Annotated in this window: 16 protein-coding genes; 5 read left to right on the forward strand and 11 right to left on the reverse strand. The window is 42.8% G+C overall.

Annotated elements, in window-relative coordinates; genetic code table 11:
* Positions 1-350 precede the first annotated feature (350 nt).
* The 3 genes from ahlS (at position 351) to Q4550_RS15430 (ending at position 2,677) form a co-directional block, all read left to right on the forward strand.
* Positions 351-1,196, forward strand: a complete 846-nt coding sequence (gene ahlS, locus Q4550_RS15420; protein WP_194218682.1) for an AhlS family quorum-quenching N-acyl homoserine lactonase — start codon at positions 351-353, stop codon at positions 1,194-1,196.
* A 13-nt stretch (positions 1,197-1,209) separates the two neighbouring features.
* Entirely contained in the window at positions 1,210-2,412 is a 1,203-nt protein-coding gene (locus tag Q4550_RS15425) for an iron-containing alcohol dehydrogenase (RefSeq protein ID WP_303534204.1), read from the forward strand.
* Between the two features lie 100 nt (positions 2,413-2,512).
* On the forward strand, positions 2,513-2,677 hold the full coding sequence (locus Q4550_RS15430) for a hypothetical protein (RefSeq protein WP_194218680.1): 165 nt from the start codon (positions 2,513-2,515) through the stop codon (positions 2,675-2,677).
* A 90-nt stretch (positions 2,678-2,767) separates the two neighbouring features.
* Here the strand turns inward: Q4550_RS15430 and Q4550_RS15435 are convergent, their stop codons facing one another.
* The 10 genes from Q4550_RS15435 to Q4550_RS15480 form a co-directional block, all read right to left on the reverse strand.
* Entirely contained in the window at positions 2,768-3,676 is a 909-nt protein-coding gene (locus Q4550_RS15435) for an AEC family transporter (RefSeq protein WP_303534207.1), read from the reverse strand.
* A 97-nt stretch (positions 3,677-3,773) separates the two neighbouring features.
* Complete coding sequence (locus Q4550_RS15440) at positions 3,774-5,207, reverse strand: aldehyde dehydrogenase family protein (protein WP_283153555.1); 1,434 nt, start codon at positions 5,205-5,207, stop codon at positions 3,774-3,776.
* 20 nt (positions 5,208-5,227) lie between these two features.
* Entirely contained in the window at positions 5,228-6,118 is an 891-nt protein-coding gene (locus Q4550_RS15445) for a class II fructose-bisphosphate aldolase (RefSeq protein WP_303534212.1), read from the reverse strand.
* Between the two features lie 15 nt (positions 6,119-6,133).
* Positions 6,134-6,865, reverse strand: coding sequence for a GntR family transcriptional regulator (locus Q4550_RS15450; protein ID WP_303534213.1), 732 nt, complete (start codon positions 6,863-6,865; stop codon positions 6,134-6,136).
* Positions 6,855-8,018 (reverse strand): diphosphate--fructose-6-phosphate 1-phosphotransferase, encoded by a 1,164-nt coding sequence (locus Q4550_RS15455; protein WP_303534214.1) that lies wholly within the window; start codon positions 8,016-8,018, stop codon positions 6,855-6,857. Before Q4550_RS15455 ends, Q4550_RS15450 begins: the two co-directional genes overlap by 11 nt.
* 14 nt (positions 8,019-8,032) lie before the next feature.
* Positions 8,033-9,376, reverse strand: coding sequence for a sulfoquinovose isomerase (sftI, locus tag Q4550_RS15460; protein ID WP_303534215.1), 1,344 nt, complete (start codon positions 9,374-9,376; stop codon positions 8,033-8,035).
* A gap of 93 nt (positions 9,377-9,469) precedes the next feature.
* Positions 9,470-11,512 (reverse strand): alpha-glucosidase, encoded by a 2,043-nt coding sequence (locus Q4550_RS15465; protein WP_303534218.1) that lies wholly within the window; start codon positions 11,510-11,512, stop codon positions 9,470-9,472.
* Positions 11,513-11,538: 26 nt separating this feature from the next.
* Entirely contained in the window at positions 11,539-13,320 is a 1,782-nt protein-coding gene (locus Q4550_RS15470) for a solute:sodium symporter family transporter (protein WP_303534221.1), read from the reverse strand.
* 14 nt (positions 13,321-13,334) lie between these two features.
* Positions 13,335-14,000: a DUF4867 family protein gene (locus tag Q4550_RS15475; RefSeq protein WP_303534224.1), complete on the reverse strand. Its 666-nt coding sequence runs from the start codon at positions 13,998-14,000 to the stop codon at positions 13,335-13,337.
* Between the two features lie 164 nt (positions 14,001-14,164).
* Entirely contained in the window at positions 14,165-15,568 is a 1,404-nt protein-coding gene (locus Q4550_RS15480; RefSeq protein WP_303534227.1) for a zinc ribbon domain-containing protein, read from the reverse strand.
* 197 nt (positions 15,569-15,765) lie between these two features.
* On the opposite strand from Q4550_RS15480, the gene Q4550_RS15485 reads away from it, so the two are divergent.
* Both Q4550_RS15485 and Q4550_RS15490 read left to right on the forward strand, forming a co-directional pair.
* Positions 15,766-16,251 (forward strand): zinc ribbon domain-containing protein, encoded by a 486-nt coding sequence (locus tag Q4550_RS15485; RefSeq protein ID WP_303534229.1) that lies wholly within the window; start codon positions 15,766-15,768, stop codon positions 16,249-16,251.
* A gap of 15 nt (positions 16,252-16,266) precedes the next feature.
* A complete protein-coding gene (locus tag Q4550_RS15490) occupies positions 16,267-17,826 on the forward strand; it encodes a zinc ribbon domain-containing protein (protein ID WP_303534232.1) in 1,560 nt (519 codons plus the stop codon).
* Between the two features lie 109 nt (positions 17,827-17,935).
* Here Q4550_RS15490 and galE read toward each other — a convergent pair whose 3' ends face one another.
* Complete coding sequence (galE, locus tag Q4550_RS15495; protein ID WP_303534234.1) at positions 17,936-18,919, reverse strand: UDP-glucose 4-epimerase GalE; 984 nt, start codon at positions 18,917-18,919, stop codon at positions 17,936-17,938.
* Positions 18,920-18,949: the final 30 nt, after the last annotated feature.

Here is an 18,949-nt window from a genome sequence, read left to right on the forward strand (position 1 = left end):
TAATGGTGATATTTTTCAACTTATGGTGAACTACATCACCACTTAACATTCAATCTATTCAGACAAATCCCTTCCTACTGGTGAAAAAAATCACCTAACAATTGATGATTTGTCTAAAGAAGCTATGTTGTCAGCTTTTAAAAGTTGGCACCAAACTTGCATCACTAATAGTCGTAAGGAAAGAGCTAACTGTGATATCTGAACACATCCACTCCGGACCATTACTTAAGAAAGAAGTATTCCAAAGGTCATCTGTATGGTCTTACTACCCCATAGCTTTAAAAGCCTAGCTTCTCAGCCCTTGAATGAAATTTTCCACAATTAAAACCAACTTAACAGGAGGAATATGAATGAACATTATTAACAAACATCCGAAATTGTACGTAATGGATAATGGGCGGATGAGTATGGATAAAAACTGGATGATTGCGATGCACAATCCCGCTACGATTACGAATCCCAATGCCCAAACTGAATTTGTTGAATTCCCTATTTACACAGTTCTAATCGATCATCCAGCCGGCAAGATCCTTTTTGATACGGCTTGTAATCCAAATTCCATGGGACCAGAAGGCCGTTGGACAGAAGCGACACAGCAAACTTTCCCCTATAAAGCTAGTGAGGAATGCTACCTTCATAATCGGCTGGAGCAGTTGAATGTACGTCCTGAAGATATTAAATTCGTTGTGGCTTCTCACCTCCATCTTGACCATGCAGGATGTCTTGAAATGTTTACGAACGCTACCATTATAGTTCATGAAGATGAATTGAACGGAACGCTTCAGTCCTATGCGCGTAATCAGAAAGAAGGCGCCTATATTTGGGGAGATATTGATGCATGGATTAAAAACAATCTTCAGTGGCAAACCATTAAGCGAAATGAAGACAATGTGCAACTTGCAGAAGGTATTAAAGTATTAAACTTTGGGAGCGGACACGCCTGGGGAATGATTGGTCTGCATATTCAGATGCCGGAAACCGGTGGAATCATTCTCGCCTCAGATGCCGTCTATACAGCCGAAAGTTTTGGACCACCGATCAAACCACCTGGCATTATCTATGATTCTCTCGGTTACGCAGCTTCAGTAGAAAAAATCCGACGCCTCGCAAAGGAAACGAATAGTCAGGTATGGTTCGGTCATGACTCAAACCAGTTTAATAATTTCCGTAAATCAACAGAAGGCTACTACGAATAAAAGGAGGATCTGAATGACTTTTTCCAAACTCGTCTTTACCCCACTAAGCTACACTGGTTGGGGATCACTTGCACAGCTCTTACCTGAAGTTGAAAAGTATGCTACAAAGCGAATTTTGGTCGTAACTGACCCTGTATTAAATGATATCGGTATCGTAGATCGCGTCAGCATTCCTTTAAAAGAGGCCGGATATTCAGTCGATATATATACTGATATACAGCCAGAGCCACCGCTTGCCATCGGCGAAAGACTCGTCAACTATACGAAAGAAAATGCATTTGACCTCGTTATAGGACTCGGAGGAGGAAGTGCGCTAGATCTCGCGAAATTAACAGCTGTTCTGTCAGTACATGAAGGTTCTGTTTCTGACTACCTCAACTTATCAGGAAGCAGACAGATAACCGATAAAGGTTTGCCAAAAATATTAATTCCAACAACTGCCGGTACCGGGTCAGAGGTTACAAATATATCTGTTCTTTCACTCGAAAGCACAAAAGATGTCGTCACACACGACTATCTTCTAGCTGATGCAGCCATCGTTGATCCCGAGTTAACCGTTTCCGTTCCAGCAAAAGTGACCGCAGCAACCGGTGTCGATGCGCTTACCCATGCGATTGAGGCTTATGTCTCGATTAACGCTAGCCCGACAACGGATGGCCTCGCTCTCCAAGCAATTAGGTTAATTAGTCGCTCGATCAGACGTGCTGTTTCGGATGGAGAAGACCGCGAAGCACGAATCGATATGAGTAACGGAAGCTATATCGCTGGCCTTGCCTTTTTTAATGCTGGCGTAGCAGGAGTTCATGCTCTTGCCTATCCTCTTGGCGGGCAATTTCATATCGCTCATGGTGATTCCAATGCCGTTCTTCTTCCTTACGTGATGGGATATATTCGGAAAAGCTGTACGAAACGAATGGGAGATATTCTGAATGCACTTGGCGGTAACTCACAATTCCTTTCAGAAGAAGAAGCCTCGTATGAGTGCGTACGAATGCTAGAAAGACTCGTTCAAGACGTTGGCATCCCAAGTACTCTTGGTGGATTCGAAATTCCAGCTAACGCCCTTGAGTCCTTAACAGAAGATGGTTTGAAACAAAAAAGACTGCTTGCAAGAAGCCCTCTCCCTCTTCATGAGGATGATATTCGCGCGATCTACCAATCAGCATTTAAGGGAGAAATTGTTGAAGCATCCCCTACTACTATTCAACATCCATAAAGTCATTCAAGTTATAAAGCCCGCTTACGCAGCGGGCTTTATGATTGATTTCACCTTTCATAGGGAACACCAATTAAAAATGAATTAGGTGGTGTCACTCTTGGGTTACTTTTTACTTCTTATTCTATCAGTTACCATCATGATTTTTCTTATACGAGTACCGCTAACCGATCGCTTCCCTCCTGCTATTCGCAAAATGGGCGTGATCTTTCTTGGATTAATCTCGCTTATCTTTCTCGCATTATTGATTGCTTCATTTATTTGATGTTTAAAAAGGCGAAAGTGTCCGCAGTGAATGGACGCTTTCGCCTTTTTTGTTTGTAGTGGGGGTCAGGTTCGCGCCTGCCCCCCCACTTTATACAAACGTCGTCGCTAAATAAATGACCACCGGCATCGTCGCTAAGCTCGACACTGTGGAAACAAGCGTTGCGCTTGAAACGTTTTGAGGTTCAGTATGAAACTGAATCGCGTACATTGTCGTGTTCGCGGCAGTTGGGGTAGCAGCCATTATTATCATAATTTGCTGTGTTAATGGCTCAACAGGCATAAGAAGCACAATGCCAGCGGCAATTAGCGGAGCAACCATAAGCTTAAGTGATAGTGCCGTTGATAGCTTGCGCCAGTCAATCGCTCGAATACGAATGTTCGCAAGCTGCATACCAAGCGTCACCATAATAACGGGAATAGCCGCATCCGCAATTAAATCCACGCCATCACTTATTGTACCCAAAGGAAGATGTAACCATTGAAACAACAGCCCGACAATGGCGCCGTAAACCATTGGCATTTTTCTGACAGCTTTTAAAGCTGCCTTTATCCCATCGTGGTCCGGACTTCCCTTTGCGGCATAATATACGCCAAGTGTGCTCATTAACAGTTGCTGCAACACCATTAAAACAATCGCTGTTTCCATCCCGACTGCCCCAAACAGAAAGAGAACAAGCGGAGTTCCGTAATTTCCGTTATTCATAAACGCGCTCGATAAAACCAATCCGCATCGCTCTGGTTCGGTATAGCCATATAGTTTTGATAGAATGCTCACGATCCCAATAAGCGCAAAGCATAGTCCAAGCATGTAGATCGACAAATAACCATAGGAGGAATCAATTTCTTGCTCATAAAATGTTCGAAAAACGAGAAGCGGAACGAGGATATATAAAGCGAGGTTTGAAAGCACCCTTGTCTCCAAGTTAAGAAAACGTTGCGCAATATATCCGACTCCAAATACGAAGAAGATCGGCAGCAATATGGTTATGATCGACATCTTCATTCTCCTTCAGCTTCTTAAAAGGATAGCGTACCCTGGAATACGAATAAAACAGGATGAAAGGGAACTGATAAAATCAGCCCCCTTTCTTCGCTTATCCGTTAAAAACGATAATTTTTTCTTCTGTCATTTCTTCAATCGCATAGCGTGGACCTTCTTTGCCCGTTCCGCTTTTCTTCACACCACCATATGGCATATGATCAACGCGATAACCTGACGTATCGTTAACAATCAGTCCACCCACATGTACCTCATTGATCGCTTTTAACGTAAACGCTAGGTCGTTCGTGAATAGGCCAGCTTGAAGGCCATATTCTGAATCATTCACTCTCGCAATTACTTCATCTGTGGAACGGTACGTGCTTACGGCAACGACTGGTCCAAAAATTTCCTGGCGACATACTTTCATATTATCATTTACATTTGAAAGAATAGTAGGTTGGTAGAAGACGCCATTTCTTTCTCCGCCTGTTTCAACAGTAGCTCCCTGCTCAACCGCTTCGTTCACCCAACTTTCTACACGAATGGCTTCACGCTCAGCAATCATCGGCCCAACATCGGTTGCCTGATCCATTGGATCTCCTAAAACAAGGCCTTCTGTTACTTCCTTCATTTTTGCAAGGAACGGCTCATAAACATCTTCATGAACATAAACGCGTTGAACAGAAATACAAACCTGGCCTGCGTTATTAAAACTTTTCTGTGCGGACTGAGTAGCAGCTGTTTCAACATCTGCATCGTGATGCACAATTGTTGCGGAGTTATTTCCTAACTCAAGCGCTACTTTACGTAAACCAGCTTTTTCGCGAATATGCTGACCAACGCGAGGGCTTCCCGTAAATGTAAACATGTTCACGTCCTGGTTAGATAGAAGCCATTCACCTACCGTAGCCCCGTCCCCAGTGACTAGGTTCAGGCGGCCTGCCGGAAGACCTGCTTCTTCCATAATCTCTGTTAACAGAATCGCACAAACTGGCGTAACTTCAGCTGGTTTTAGTACAACGCTATTGCCGGCGGCTAGCGCTGGCCCAATTTTGTGGCAAACAAGATTTAGCGGCACGTTAAACGGCGTAATTGCTGCGACAACACCAATCGGAAACCGTCTCGTATAAGCTTGACGCTGTTCAGACCCTGGCGCTGACTCCACTGGGATTCCTTCGCCGTGGATCCGTTTGGCTTCCTCTGCTGAAACTTCCAGAGTTAAAGCAGCTCTTCCTACTTCACCCTTACACTCGGCTAATGGCTTACCAACTTCTTTCGCCAGCACTTCACCTAGTTCATCTTGACGAGCTCTGAGCACTGCAGCTGCTTTAATAAGTACCGTATATCGTTCATAAGGAGAAAAAGTGGTTTTCAAAGCTTCTTTGGCAGCTTGGACCGCATCTTTTACATCCTGTTCTTCAGCGGCAGACGTTTTGGCCGTTACTTCTTGCGTATATTTATTAAGCACATCATCCGTTGTCGTTTTTTCTCGCCATTCTCCGTTAATGTATAATCCGTACGTTCGTACTGAAGTTTGCGTTGTCACTTTAACATCATCCTCTCTTTTTATAACGTTACGACCTTTTTCTCCGACAAAAGTTCTTCTGCTTTTCCTTGACTTCCAAATACGCGAATTTTTTCTTGTACTTTTTCCTTCATTCGTAAACGCCCAAGACCAAGTGAGCTTGCGAGAACAATGTCATTTTGATTTTCGCCAAAAGCTTCTTGCACGCCTCTCGTGAAAGCTTGACGTAGCTCAGTATCAACATTGATTTTCGCAATACCTAGAGAGATCGCGCGCTGTACTTGCTCATCTGGCACATCTGAACCGCCGTGAAGAACGACAGGGCGCTCGACTGCCGCCACAATTTCTTTCAATCGTTCGAACCGAAGATTTGGCGTTTCTTTATAAATACCGTGTGCTGTTCCAATTGATACAGCAAGATAATCAACATCTGTCGCTTCTACAAAAGCAACAGCTTCTTCAGTAGTTGTAATAAGGGCGTCCTTTTCATCAACGGTAATATCATCTTCGGTTCCCCCGATTTTACCAATCTCACCTTCAGAACCAATGCCTAGTGCTCTTGCAATGTCGACCACTTTTTTCGTTGTCGCCGTATTTTCTTCAAACGATAAACCTGAACCATCGAACATAACGGATTGGAAGCCCATTTGAACAGCTTGCATCGTTTGTTCGAACTGACGACTATGATCAAGATGAATCGCAACAGGAACATCAAATTCTTTTTCGTACGTATCAATTAGACCTTTTAATGCTTCCATACCTAGCGTTTGAATCACCTTTTGTCCAACTTGAATCATAATTGGTGCTTTTTCCTCAGCAGCTGCTTCAAAAATTGCTAGCACTGTTTCTGCATTATGGGCGCTAAAAGCACCTACCCCATATCCGTTTTGAAAAGCATGATCCAGCATTGTTTTTCCGTTAATAAATGGCATAACCATTTCTCCCTTCTATCGCTTCAATTCAATATTGTAGTGGTACTGATCACTTCGGTATTTCGTTTTGGTGTATTCTATTAGATGGTCATTCAGTCCATAGCTGAGTCGTGTCATTTCCAGCAACGCTTCACCCGGCCGTATCGCCAAAGAATCCGCTTCGTCCAACGTCGCATTAATTGCTGCAATTCGCTCCTGTGCTTTGTTTAAATAAATCTGATAGTTTTCGAGTATTTCATAGTATTTCGCTTCATTTAAATCATGTTGAATTAGTAGCTTGCCAATTGATTCTGGCCAGCATGTGCGTTCAAGCGCAACTGGCGTCTCATCAGCAAATCGTATTCGTTCTACAAGTAATATAGGTGACCCCTCTGCCACTTGAAGCATTTCACTTTCATGGAAAAGGTTATATTTGAATTCAGCTCGGATAACCTTTGACGAAGGAACTTGACCTTTTTCCATTACTTCTTCCGCAAAACCTTTCAGCTGGCCGAGATTCCCCACCAATTGATGAGGCTTGACGATGGTCCCATGCCCCTGCTTTTTCTCAAGCAATCCATTTTGAACGAGAATCGTAATCGCCTGACGGATTGTGGTTCGACTCACACCGAATTCCTTGATGAGAGCTTGCTCTGTTGGAATGAGCGTATTCGATTTCCACGCACCAGTCTGAATGCGCTCAATAAGGACATCTTTGATTTGGAGGTAAAGAGCATCCCCCTTTGGATCAATCTGATTAATCGACATAGATCTCATTCCCCTTTATAGGTGGTGGATATGTCGCAAGATCTTCTCCAATGAGCGGCTTCAACCATTCATAGTAAGCCTTCTTATTTTGAATGAACGCATCAGGCAACACACGTTCACCAGCTGCGACAACTTTTTCAAGTTCAATCGGAAGCATTCTCACCGAATAACGATGATGAGCATTCCTTTGAATTGAAACCATAACGTTTGATAATCCTTCACGAATCCATTCAGCGCCAACTCTTCCAACCGTATAAGCTTCTTCTCGATCAACATCTGATATGACTGCGGAGAAGCTTCGCTGATTCATTCCTAGGAGTTCAGCCCTTGTCATAACGCTTAGCTCATCTTTTAAAAAGTGAGCCACTTGACTTGAAATGCCACCGAGTATGGCTCTGCCATCCACATTTCCTCTCTCAACCTGACCACTATTCCCAAATAAAACACCTTCACTTACAACGACTGTTGCGTAACCAAAGCGGTTCAAAGCCGTATTTACGTTCTCAAGAAGGACTTCTTTTTTTATAGGGCGCTCAGGTATAGCGATAAAATGAGGGCCTTCTTCTTCATATTCTTGTAATAACCCTGACGCTGCGGAAAGCCAGCCGGCATTTCTTCCCATCGTTTCAAGAACCCTGACCTTTTCAAAGTTCTGCATCGACGCGAGATCCCGGCTCATATCTCTTGTGGCCTGGGCGACATATCGTGCTGAGCTTCCAAAACCTGGCGCATGATCCGTCCCTCCAAGGTCATTATCAACCGTTTTAGGGAGTCCAAGAACCTGAAGCGAAACGTTTTGCCTTCTCGCTTCGGCTTCTACTTTGGCTAGCGCCTCCATCGTTCCATTACCACCGATAAAAACAAGCACCTCGACACCCTGCGCCTGAAGCAAGCGCACACCATTTTCAATATGCTCATCTGTTAACGGAAAGCGTCCAGAACCAAGACACGCACCCGGGACATCCTGATGTAGATGAACGCGACTAAGCATCTCACTATCTCCGTCAAGATACATTCCGTGCGCCAGTCCTTCATAACCATTTTGAATAAAAAGCAGGGCATGATCTCGTTCGATTTCCTTCACAAACCCTGCGAGGGTAGCATTAATGACGGCCGTAGGTCCCCCGGCCTGGCCAATGGCGACCTTTTTCATGCAACTGTCTCCCTTCAGTTCTTCGTATAGATCGTCGTCTCAAGCCCAAGCTGCTTACCAAGTTCAACAAGCTCATCCGCAACATCATCATAAATAATGGCGTAATGTGGTTCGAAGCCCTCTTCCATTAAGCCGTATAGCGTATCATTTATTTCCGTTTCCAGTTCCACTTCGACAGACGTACCATTGAAGCGCTGTGGCGTATCCAATGCGTTCCCCCTCATAACCAACAAGCGATAACCTTCTGGCGTATAACCAACTCGGAACATCGTTACGCGACCTGGCTTTAAACCGAATTCCATCGTAAAGCCGAGCTTACGGTTTGGATGAACGCCAGGTCGAGCGCCTTGATCAGGATGTGCAAGCGAATACGCGCCTGCGCCGCAATGCCAGAACACAACTGAATTACTCGCCTCGTTCACGTGAACCATATCACCAAGGTATGGGGCGCTTCCTGTTAGCTGCTGAAGAATAAACATCGAAACGGAACCATGAATATCCGATTCACACGATGAAACCACACCGTCTTCTGTAAATTGAGAAAGAGTTGAGCATGCTGCAGCGCCAAGTTCATTGAAAAAGTCAGGCCAACAACGTATCGCAAGCGCCGAAACATCTTCCGCATCAATTTGCTCCTGCACGTACGTTGTAAACTGAGCAAATCGCTGAACGGTTTCTTCGTTACGATTTAGGCCAATCACCTGCTGCTCTGCTCGTTCAATCGCGCCTTCCCATCTTTCCCGAGGGAGCTTCACACATTCCTCAAACGCTTTGTTTAAATCAAAGTTTTTCACTGTCACACCAAGCTGTTTTTGCAAGGCTTCTTCATCCGTTCCTGAGAAGAAAAAGCCTGGAGGATGCTCCCCGATCACACCAATGGTGAGACCTTTGAGATCTTCAATCACCTTTTGAACCTTTAGCTGAATCTTGATTCTCTTTTGCACCTGCGCTTCATCGCCATTCCCAAATACAAAGCTAAATGGATGATTCGCACATCGAAGCACATGACTTGTGCTATTGCCGCCGGTTAAGGAGTTTAAGCGAAGTCTCCCGCCAACACTTGGTTCACGAACGGACCAGACGATCACTGGCGCTTCTACTTTTTTAATGAGGGCCTCAATGAATTCACCGTCCGCAAACGTGACGCTTTGATAAATACTAGCAACAATGTCTTCGCTGTTAACGTTTTCAATAAAAGCTTCTAGATCTTCAGGTGATGTGATGATCTCTTCAGGCTCAATCACATTTGCCGTCACACTATGAAGAAATTCTGAACTTTTCTTTCTTTGTAGTTCCCCCGCTTCAAGATCAAACGTTTTTCTACCAATTGGTACATATAGAATGCTTGTTTTAGCCACGATTGGTCACAACCTTTCTCCTCTGTTTGTTAAAAATACTATATCATACATTATTATGTTTTAAAATAGGTAGTAACCTTTATATTTACTTTCTTATTTTAACTCAAGGGCTGCTTTTTGGAATATGTCTGCATAAGAAGAACCCTTTCGATAGAAAACAGGAGTTTCTCCGATTGGAGCCTTTACTTCAACTTGTCCTCCTCGCATCTCTTTGCCACTCCATAAATGAACCCATTCATCTTCAGGTAAGTACACGGACCAGTTTTCTTTTCCTTCTTCATAAACCGGGGCGACAACCATATCTGATCCAAGCATATATTGATATTGAATGTCATAAGAGGCTAGATCATTCTCATATTCCATAAACAATGGACGTTGCATCGGAATTCCTTTTTCAGTATTTTCTTTGCTTAGCTCTTTAAGATAAGGCTTAAGTGCTGTATAAACGTTCGTCATTTTCACAAAATGCTCAAGCGTCTCTTCATCTTGATCAAACTGGAAGCAATCGTCAGGACGGTTGCCTTCGTGTGTACGCATGACGGGAGTGAATGCGGCCATATCAACCCAGCGAAGCAACAGTTCTTTGTTCCGCTTGTTCCCATGAAGACTTGTATATCCGCCGATATCACTATGGTGAACGCCATTCCCACTCATTCCAGCAGATAGAGCGGCCGGAATAACAGATGCAAGACCATCGTCAAGGCTCCAATCGACACTTTGATCACCTGCCCATAGAAGTGGACAATACCCCTGACTTCCTGAGTATCCTGCGCGCATAAAGTAAACAACATCGCCCCATCGTCCAGCTTTCTTTACAGCATTGTGATTCACTTTTGCCCACATCACTGGCCACACATTGTGCATCTTTGTAGCAGGTTCACCATTATGAAGTCTCAGATCAGTTGGCAAGTACTCACCAAAATCGGCCATCCACCCGTCCATACCAAAATCAATCATGTTCTTTTGAATGACATCTTCGTACCATTCACATGCTGCTACGTTAGTAAAGTCGACCACGCCGCAATAAAACTCACCAAAGTCAACGATATAATCACCGCCATCTAACGCTGTAGCAAGATAGCCGTTGTCATAAGCTTCACGGTAAAGATCACCCTCCACAGCGACATAAGGGTTAATATACCCCATAAAACGAATCCCTTTTTGCTTCCATTCTTTCACTTTTTGGTCAAGCTCCGGGTATTCCTCCGGATTCCATTTCCAATTCCACATTAACCGCTTACCGAATGACGTCACACGCTTTCCCTGCCAGTCCTGACACCAAACAGCACCGATTTTCAACCCTTTTTCAATAGCACGATCAAGCTTATTTTGTACTCGTTCTGTTCCTCCTTGCATTCCGAGCCAGATGCCATTATACGTCCACTCGGGCAGCTCGGGCTGTCTACCTAGACGAGAAGTTAGTTTTTCAACGAGATCCTTATATGTTTGACCCGTTTCAAAAAGAATGGAGGCTGGTGCTTCCCAGATATGCAGCTCATGAAAATCGTCTCGTTGAAAATCAAAGTCTGCAAAAGCAGTTGTCTCTACATGGCAATAATATTTATTCGTAGATACATAGGTTGGTTGCGGATAATTCGTATTGTAATAGTCGCCACCAGCTTGATCTTTCACGTCGGCCTGCCAAGTTGTATACGTAGATTTATTCCGCCCCACACCAGGTTCAGACGTCCATAAAGGGAAATTCTTTCCCCTTAAATTAAAGTAGGAAAGCTGTTCCCCACAACCGTAAATCTTCTCATCTGCATCGGCTACAACCCGAACCCAGAAACGATTAAAGAGTGGATCGACGAGTTCGAAAGAAACGCGAAGTCCATCTATGTCCTGCTTTAATACCATTGTTAGTAATTCATGATCATGTGAGAAGTGCCGAAAGCCGATTCGACACGTCTCTCCTTCATACCGCACTGTGGCATACCGAAGAGCTACTCGTTCCACTACATAATCCTTTATTTTAAAATTCCCTCTATACATATCAATCGTTTCTTCACCGCTACCAATGAAAATAAACGGGCGGGCAGGTGAATGCCGAAACATTAAGCGACGGTCAAAATAAACTTCGAATTCTTCTCCATTTTGCTTCACTTCAAAACCAAGTTTAGTCTTTAAAGTATTCAATGTAATTCCCCCTACGTTCGTTTTGTTTAAGCACTTCTAAATTTTTTCTCAGCGTTTACCGCTTCTTCATGTTTTCTTGTTACAAAACCTGAGTATTTTTTATTCCAGGATTTTAATGCGAAAAGATAACAAAGCGTTCCGACTACAGCCGCACCTAGTATTGATGGCCAGAACCATGCTGAAACCATTCCACCTGCATAAGCTAGTCCAACAGGTGAGAATAGAATATAAACCATAACAACGAGACTAATCAGAACAACAGAGACTGGTATCGTAAACTTCCACGGAACCATATCAACCTTAGGATTTGCTCTAAATTCATACGCTTCAGGAAGAGGACTAATGCGACCGACGACCATCATGATAGCGACTTCAATAAGGAAAAGAATCGCTGAGATATGAATAAAGTTCATCGTAATCTCAATGCTAAATAGCTGGTTTACTCCCCATACAAGCATGTAGTACGTAATCACATGGAAGATAATCGCGATTTTTGCACCAAGCGCAGGAATGCGTTTGGAAACTATCCCCACAAGAACAATCGCAATGATGGGTATGTTAAAGAATCCTGTAAAACGTCGAATCAAATCCCATAATCCATCAGGTGCGTTCATCAGCATTGGCGCAATGAAAAAAGAGACAAGTGCGAGAACGCTTCCAAAATACTTACTGACATTAATTAGTTGTCGATCTGTTGCGTTTTTATTAATACCTGCTTTGTATACATCAAGCGCAAACATCGTAGCCGCACTATTTAATAGGGAGTTAAAACTCGAGAACACAGCACCAAGAAGCACAGCTAGAAAGAGTCCAGACATAAATGTAGGTAGCAAATTTGATACAACCGTCGGATATGCTAGATCAACAGGATCCATTGAACTGCCATAAAGGTGAAAGGCAATAACACCTGGAATCATCATCATAAACGGAACAGTTAATTTATAGAATCCTGATAAAAGAACCCCTTTTTGTCCTTCAGCAAGGTTCTTCGCCCCAAGCGTTCGTTGAATCACGTACTGGTTCGTTCCCCAGTAGAACATATTCATAAAAATCATACCTGTAAAAATCGTTGAAAACGGAACAGAATCCGTACTTGAGCCAATTGCATTTAACTTCTCAGGGTTTTCCGTTGTAATCGTTTTTATCCCATCTAACATGTCGCCATTTCCAAGTGCTATAAAACCTAGTACTGGAACAATTAATCCAATAAAGAGAAGACCGATTCCGTTCAGAGTATCGGAAACTGCCACCGCTTTCAATCCTCCGAAGATCGCATAGATGGCACCGATAATACCAATAACCCAAATCACAAGCCAGACAGAGGATTGAAAAGAAATACCGAGTAGCTCCGGTACATCAAAAAGGCGAAGAATAGCAAGCGCTCCTGAATACAGTACTGATGGAATGGTTACAAACATATAACCAAGCATAAACAGAATAACTGTATATCTGCGAACGCTTTCATCATATCGTTTACTTAAAAACTCAGGTAATGTTGAGAAGGCTCCGCCAAGATAGCGCGGTAGCAAAATTAATGCCATAATGACAATTGCAAAAGCCGCCGTTACTTCCCAGGCCATGTTGGAAAGATTTGTTCTATAGGCCTGTCCATTCAAACCAATTAACTGTTCTGCTGATAAGTTTGTAAGCAAAAGAGATCCTGCAATAAATCCTCCTGTTAACCCACGACCTGCGAGAAAGTAACCATCCGAGTCATTAACTGAATTTCTTGTTTTTAAGTATGAAACCCAAGCAACAAGTGCCATGAAAAAGACACACGATACTAATGTGAATGTAATACCAGACATGAGCTTGTCCTCCTTTATAGCTTGCTGTAAGCAACTGTTATATTTTCACCGACTATTCCTTCGTATGCCCCCTGTGCCATAAAACGTTCATGTTCACGATGAGCAAGAAGCCATTTATTTTTCATGAATAGAAGCGGATCGTGCCCTCTTTGCGATTGTGCTAAAGGTGAATTTGTTCCTTCAGGTAAGATCACCGTACATTTAAATCCTTCATCACTTACTTTACAAGGAGCAAGGTGAAGGGTCGTTTGGTATATTTCAATCGCGGTGCCCTCTGGAACATAAAAAGCCTTGATGTTCTTCACATCGTATGTATGATCCACAATGTCATTTATATGTCCTAGTAGGAGCACAAAATCCGTCACTGCCACATTTATTTCGCTGCCCTTATGATGCTCAAGTCCTCCAAGAGAAGAATTATTCCCGTTGCAGTATCCAATTTGGACCGGCATACCTCCATAGTAGCTGTTCTCGATGAACTTTCTGATACGATCATCCTCAAGGTCTTCTTTTGAAGGAACGTACTGATTTCCTTGTTCAGGAATAACCGTTTCCTTCATTAACTCCGACATCTGTTCATATGGGAAATCATGAAGAATTCTGCCAAACGTCTTAAAAGCTGCCGAGTCAACCGACTGCACATCCAGATGTGGATTCCGTTCCTTTACCATTTCAATCATAGCCGAACCTCCGATATAAGTAGTAATGTTTATTTAAACATCATAACCTTTTATAATATTATATTGTAAACGTATTCATGATTGCAATGGTTTTTTTGAAATTATCAGTAATTTATATCGCAAAGGGGGTCAGATATGCGCCTAACCCCCTCTGCAATACCACTTTAATATACCACAGCATTTGTTAAGTCGATGTTATCCACTTCTTCTCGACTATCAATCAACCATTCCCCTCCGCTTTTTACAAGTTTATAATGAAACGCATTTGAAGTTACCTCTGTCTTCACATTGCTCTCGCCTCGGTCATGGTTCGCTGAATCCATCGTAATGAGAACGTCGATTTCTGCTTTCTTGCCGGAAGAGTCGAGGTAGAGGCTGTCGAGGTCAAAAGCTGCTTCTAACACTTCTCCCGTAAAGGCCGCATTATTTTCTTTCACTGAAATAAAGCGATCTTCAAAATACAAATTTAACTCAGGTGTTAGATTTGAAAAGTAGCCCGTGTCTAAATTCTCATAAGCCTTTATCCAGTCATATAAATACGTGTTCACTGCCGCTATTATTGCATTCGTCTCATCACGACCACTCTCTGGAACATCGATTGCCACTTCCTTCTCGATCACTACAGGTTCTGGTTCACTATAATCAATAACGAAATAAACATCCTCACCTTCAAATTGAACGGAAGGACTTTTAATTACGCCAGCTTCGAAGTTTTTTTCTGCATGCATCACAACCGAACCGTCTGTTGGGTAGGGACCTATTTGACCGGTTTTGCTAATCGTTTCCCCGGTATCTTTCCCATTAATAAACAAGCGAGCATCCTCATAATTGGAATTAGGTGTTAGAAACGCACCGTTTACAGGAAGGTCCACTTCTAAATGTTTGCCCGGTTTAATCAATTCTACTTCCGCTTCTCCCCGCATCTTATAACCTTCATTTTCTAACTTTGTTTCAAAATGATAGTCCCCTGGAAGGAACGGACCCATTTTCTTCCCCTTTTCTCCAATTGTGCCGCTCTCTTCCTCGTTAATATATAGAGCTGTTTTAGAGAATTGTGTATGAAGCTGTACGTAAATAGGTACAGGTGAAATGACATAATTATTGAAAAGATAAAAAGTCTTACCTTCCTTTACTAATTCCAATTGGACCAGCAATTCTTCGTTCCGACTCGTGAGTGCATGGTCCTCTATCGCCATTGCTTGTCGTTCTAAATCTTGAAGCAATAGTGTCCGTTGATCTGGATGATTCTTTAATAACGATACAAAACTCGCAATCTCAGCTTCATGCGAAAGAACAGGATTAACCTTTGGAATAGCTTCCCCGATCGCTTCATAATCCTCTTGCAACAGAGCCTCTCGAAATTGATCAACTGCACGTTCAGGAGAAGATATCCATCTTAAGGTAATAAAACTGCCTATTAGTACGATCATAATTCCTACAACGATTGATCCCCATAACAGCCACCCTTTTTTCTTTCCCTGTGCAGGAGCTGTTCTCGTTACCTTTTGTCCACATTTCACACAAAATGCACCGGCCTCTTCCCTGTTGCAGTGATGACACCAATTCATCTTCCCACCTCCACCCATTATTCCAAATCATATGGGAGAGATTTCTAATTATGACCACTTTTCCCTACTATTTTCCTATGCTTTTTTTAACATGATTAAGGACTTTGTACATAACTATGAAAAAGTACGTCAAAAGCACAAGCTCCCTGAAAATCCTGGCAGGAAACTTTTATTTCACTTAATAAGGAGGAATGATAATGTCAGATTTGCAAACTAAAATAGGCGGAGGACTATCAAAACTTCAAGATGGTCTTCAGCAAGGAAAAAGCAAACTTCAAACAGCTCAGGAAGTTTCACAGCTTAAGAAAAACGCGAGCGATGCTACCACAAACCGAACAAGAATCATTAGTCAGCTTGGCGAACTCACCTATCGTTTGATCCGTAAAGGGGAGATCCAACAACCCGAATTAAATGAACAAGCTGAGCGCCTACTTCAATATGATCTAGAACTCTATCAAGCGAACAGAGCTTTAGAGAGTCAATTGCGAAAGGAACCGGGTGGTGACGTATGTGAGTGCGGAGCAGCCGTTAATGAAGAGGATACGTTTTGCGGCAGCTGTGGCAATCGAGTTCAATTATCAGAAGCACCAATACCAGTACCGACAGTTCAATGTCCCACCTGCAAGGAAGAAATCCCTGAGACGGCTTTATTTTGTGGGTGTTGTGGTTCGAAAAACGGCTAGGAGGTGATTAAAGTCATGTACTGTACAACGTGTGGTAACGAAGTTCCGTTTGGTGATAATTATTGCCCCTTTGATGGGACATTTCAGCTTCACACAGAACATCACACCGTCACGACTGCATCACCAAAGTTTTGTTCAGATTGTGGTACATCGAATACTAGTGATCATCCCTACTGTATTCAGTGCGGTTCTTTTCAACTCACTCTCATTCCATTTAAAGTAGAACGCGCAAAAGAAAAAGTAGCAGCTCCTTCGCACGCGATACCAGATCTTAGCGCCATTAATAAAAAGTTTGCGATACTATGCGGTTTTCTCGCATTTCTAGTTGTTGGTATTATGTCGTTTATTGTATCGGAGGGATTTCAGCAACAAGCCGCTACTTTTCAGCAAACTCTTGAAGAATTCACTGAGTTAGGTCCAACGAAAGTAATCAATGAATTTTATTATTACTTTGGCAACGAAAATTCGGAGTTAACTGTAGAACCTTTTTATGGAATGACAGACTACTGGATGTCAGCTCACCTTCTCAATTCAATCCTTTCTTTCAACACGCAAGGGACGGGAAGTTTATTGAGCGGAGAGATCGAACTCCATTCAGGAATGCTCATTCTTTTATTACTACCTCTCATTGCACTACTGCTTGCTGGATATATATATGGACGAAAAACAACGTGTACCCTCCAGCAATACTGGCTTTCTTCACTTCTTATCGGAATGATTTACGGATTACTGACAGCGATGATCGCTCTTTTCGCTGGATTCAACTTTGAAGCTTCTGCACAAGAGGGTGGAATCGTATCGAGTTTATCAATTGAGAATAACTATCCGTTTTTGAAAGCTTTATTTGGTGGTTTATTCCTTGGAACAATCTTTTCGTTTATTGGTAGTTTGTACGGCAGTCGGTCAATGAAAGAATTAACTTCTTCTCCCCTTAAAGAAGGATTGCGCACACTCACACTAGGGGTCTCCACCTCAATCGTCTTGATGATTCTCTTCCTTTATCGCTTTATGTTCGACGATAACTCACTTATTAGCTTTCAAGATATTCCGACGAGTTATTTTCTTATCATCGTTTTTCAAGGAGGGTTTCTTCTATGGAACACGCTGAACCTTTCTTCCCTTACCTTCGATATAAATATTCCAGGCGAGAAATTTCAAATGATCTATTCAGTACTTGGTGGGATGAAGATCGAAACAAATGAATCTTTTTATTTTTTCACCTACTTATTTAGCGACCCAGGTAACACGAAGATCTACATGATGATTGGTTTGCTGATTCCACTATGTTTATTCATTTGGGCAGGTTATCGGATGCACGAGGGAGGAGCAATTCAGTTCCATCGCATGATTATCTTCGGCTTGCTATACGCCTTTATGATGTCGTTATTAGCTGCAGGCTTGAATACAGGATTCACCTTTAATTTGGAGAGCTTCGCCGGAGAAATTAGCGACATTACAGAAGTCCCATTTCTTTTTATTGGATTCTCGGCAATTGCTACATTTTTTAAGTGTTTTATCTACTCAACTCTCCTATCCATATGTGGCGCTTATTGGAAGAGGTACCGAACACAATAAGTGAAAGGGACTTTCTTTCGTTTCTATTCAATCCTCTGAGAGTGGACATTTCCTTCTTTTTGTCTTTTTAGGGGGTCAGGCTCGCGCCTGACCCCCTTACATTTCTTCCTCACTCATATCCATTCGGATTGTTTTGATGCCAGCTCCAGGCATGAGATACAATCTGCGCGAGCTCTGGGTATACTGGCTTCCAGCCAAGTTCGCTCATTGCTTTTGACGAAGAGGCTATCAGTGTCGCTGGATCTCCGGCACGGCGTGGAGCTACTTCTGCTTCGATCGTTTTTTCTGTCACGCTTCGACACGTATCAATCACTTCTTTAACCGTAAACCCTTTTCCATTTCCAAGATTGTATACACCGCTCTCATTCGTTTCTTTCATCTTTTTCAAAGCAAGGTAGTGAGCCTGCGCAAGGTCAAGCACATGAATATAATCACGCACACACGTGCCATCCTTCGTATCATAATCATTACCGAAAATAGATACCTTTTCTCTTTGACCAAGTGCAGCTTGTAGAACGATTGGTATAAGATGAGACTCGGGTTGATGATCTTCCCCAATTCTTCCTTCTGGATCAGCACCAGCAGCATTAAAGTAACGAAGAGAGGTTGATTTAAGCCCATAAGCATCATCACACCAGTGAAGCATCTTCTCAATCGCTAGCTTAGTTTCGCCATATGGATTTGTTGGACTGGTAGCGTCACTCTCTTGAATCGGAGTACGTTCTGGATTCCCATAGGTGGCCGCTGTCGAGGAGAACACAATGTACTTTACATCGTGTTCAACTAACTTTGAAACAAGCGCCTGAGAACCCGCTACGTTATTTCGATAATATTCAAGCGGATTCGAAACACTTTCTCCAACTAGCGAGCTCGCAGCAAAGTGAATGACAGAATCGATCGAGTGATCGGCAAAAATTTGATCAATCACTTTCCCATCTGTTAAGTCCCCTTTATACAAAGGAACGTCAAGCACAGCTTGCTCGTGACCTTTTGTTAGATTATCCAGCACGACTACGTCTTCTTTTTGCTCACGCAAGTACATAACCGTATGGCTACCAATATAACCGGCTCCACCAGTAACTAAAATCGCCATGTTATTCCCTCCATTTAGTAAAACTTCGTC

Source organism: Anaerobacillus sp. 1_MG-2023, from assembly GCF_030547345.1.
GTDB lineage: Bacteria > Bacillota > Bacilli > Bacillales > Guptibacillaceae > Guptibacillus > Guptibacillus hwajinpoensis_B.

Bases quoted from the DNA above. Each gene is read 5' to 3' on its own strand.
- ahlS (WP_194218682.1), top strand. From the start codon at position 351: ATGAACATTATTAACAAACATCCGAAATTGTACGTAATGGATAATGGG.
- Q4550_RS15470 (WP_303534221.1), bottom strand. From the start codon at position 13,320: ATGTCTGGTATTACATTCACATTAGTATCGTGTGTCTTTTTCATGGCA.
- Q4550_RS15450 (WP_303534213.1), bottom strand. From the start codon at position 6,865: ATGTCGATTAATCAGATTGATCCAAAGGGGGATGCTCTTTACCTCCAA.
- Q4550_RS15455 (WP_303534214.1), bottom strand. From the start codon at position 8,018: ATGAAAAAGGTCGCCATTGGCCAGGCCGGGGGACCTACGGCCGTCATT.
- Q4550_RS15445 (WP_303534212.1), bottom strand. From the start codon at position 6,118: ATGCCATTTATTAACGGAAAAACAATGCTGGATCATGCTTTTCAAAAC.
- Q4550_RS15435 (WP_303534207.1), bottom strand. From the start codon at position 3,676: ATGTCGATCATAACCATATTGCTGCCGATCTTCTTCGTATTTGGAGTC.
- galE (WP_303534234.1), bottom strand. From the start codon at position 18,919: ATGGCGATTTTAGTTACTGGTGGAGCCGGTTATATTGGTAGCCATACG.
- Q4550_RS15480 (WP_303534227.1), bottom strand. From the start codon at position 15,568: ATGAATTGGTGTCATCACTGCAACAGGGAAGAGGCCGGTGCATTTTGT.
- Q4550_RS15485 (WP_303534229.1), top strand. From the start codon at position 15,766: ATGTCAGATTTGCAAACTAAAATAGGCGGAGGACTATCAAAACTTCAA.
- Q4550_RS15475 (WP_303534224.1), bottom strand. From the start codon at position 14,000: ATGATTGAAATGGTAAAGGAACGGAATCCACATCTGGATGTGCAGTCG.
- Q4550_RS15425 (WP_303534204.1), top strand. From the start codon at position 1,210: ATGACTTTTTCCAAACTCGTCTTTACCCCACTAAGCTACACTGGTTGG.
- Q4550_RS15490 (WP_303534232.1), top strand. From the start codon at position 16,267: ATGTACTGTACAACGTGTGGTAACGAAGTTCCGTTTGGTGATAATTAT.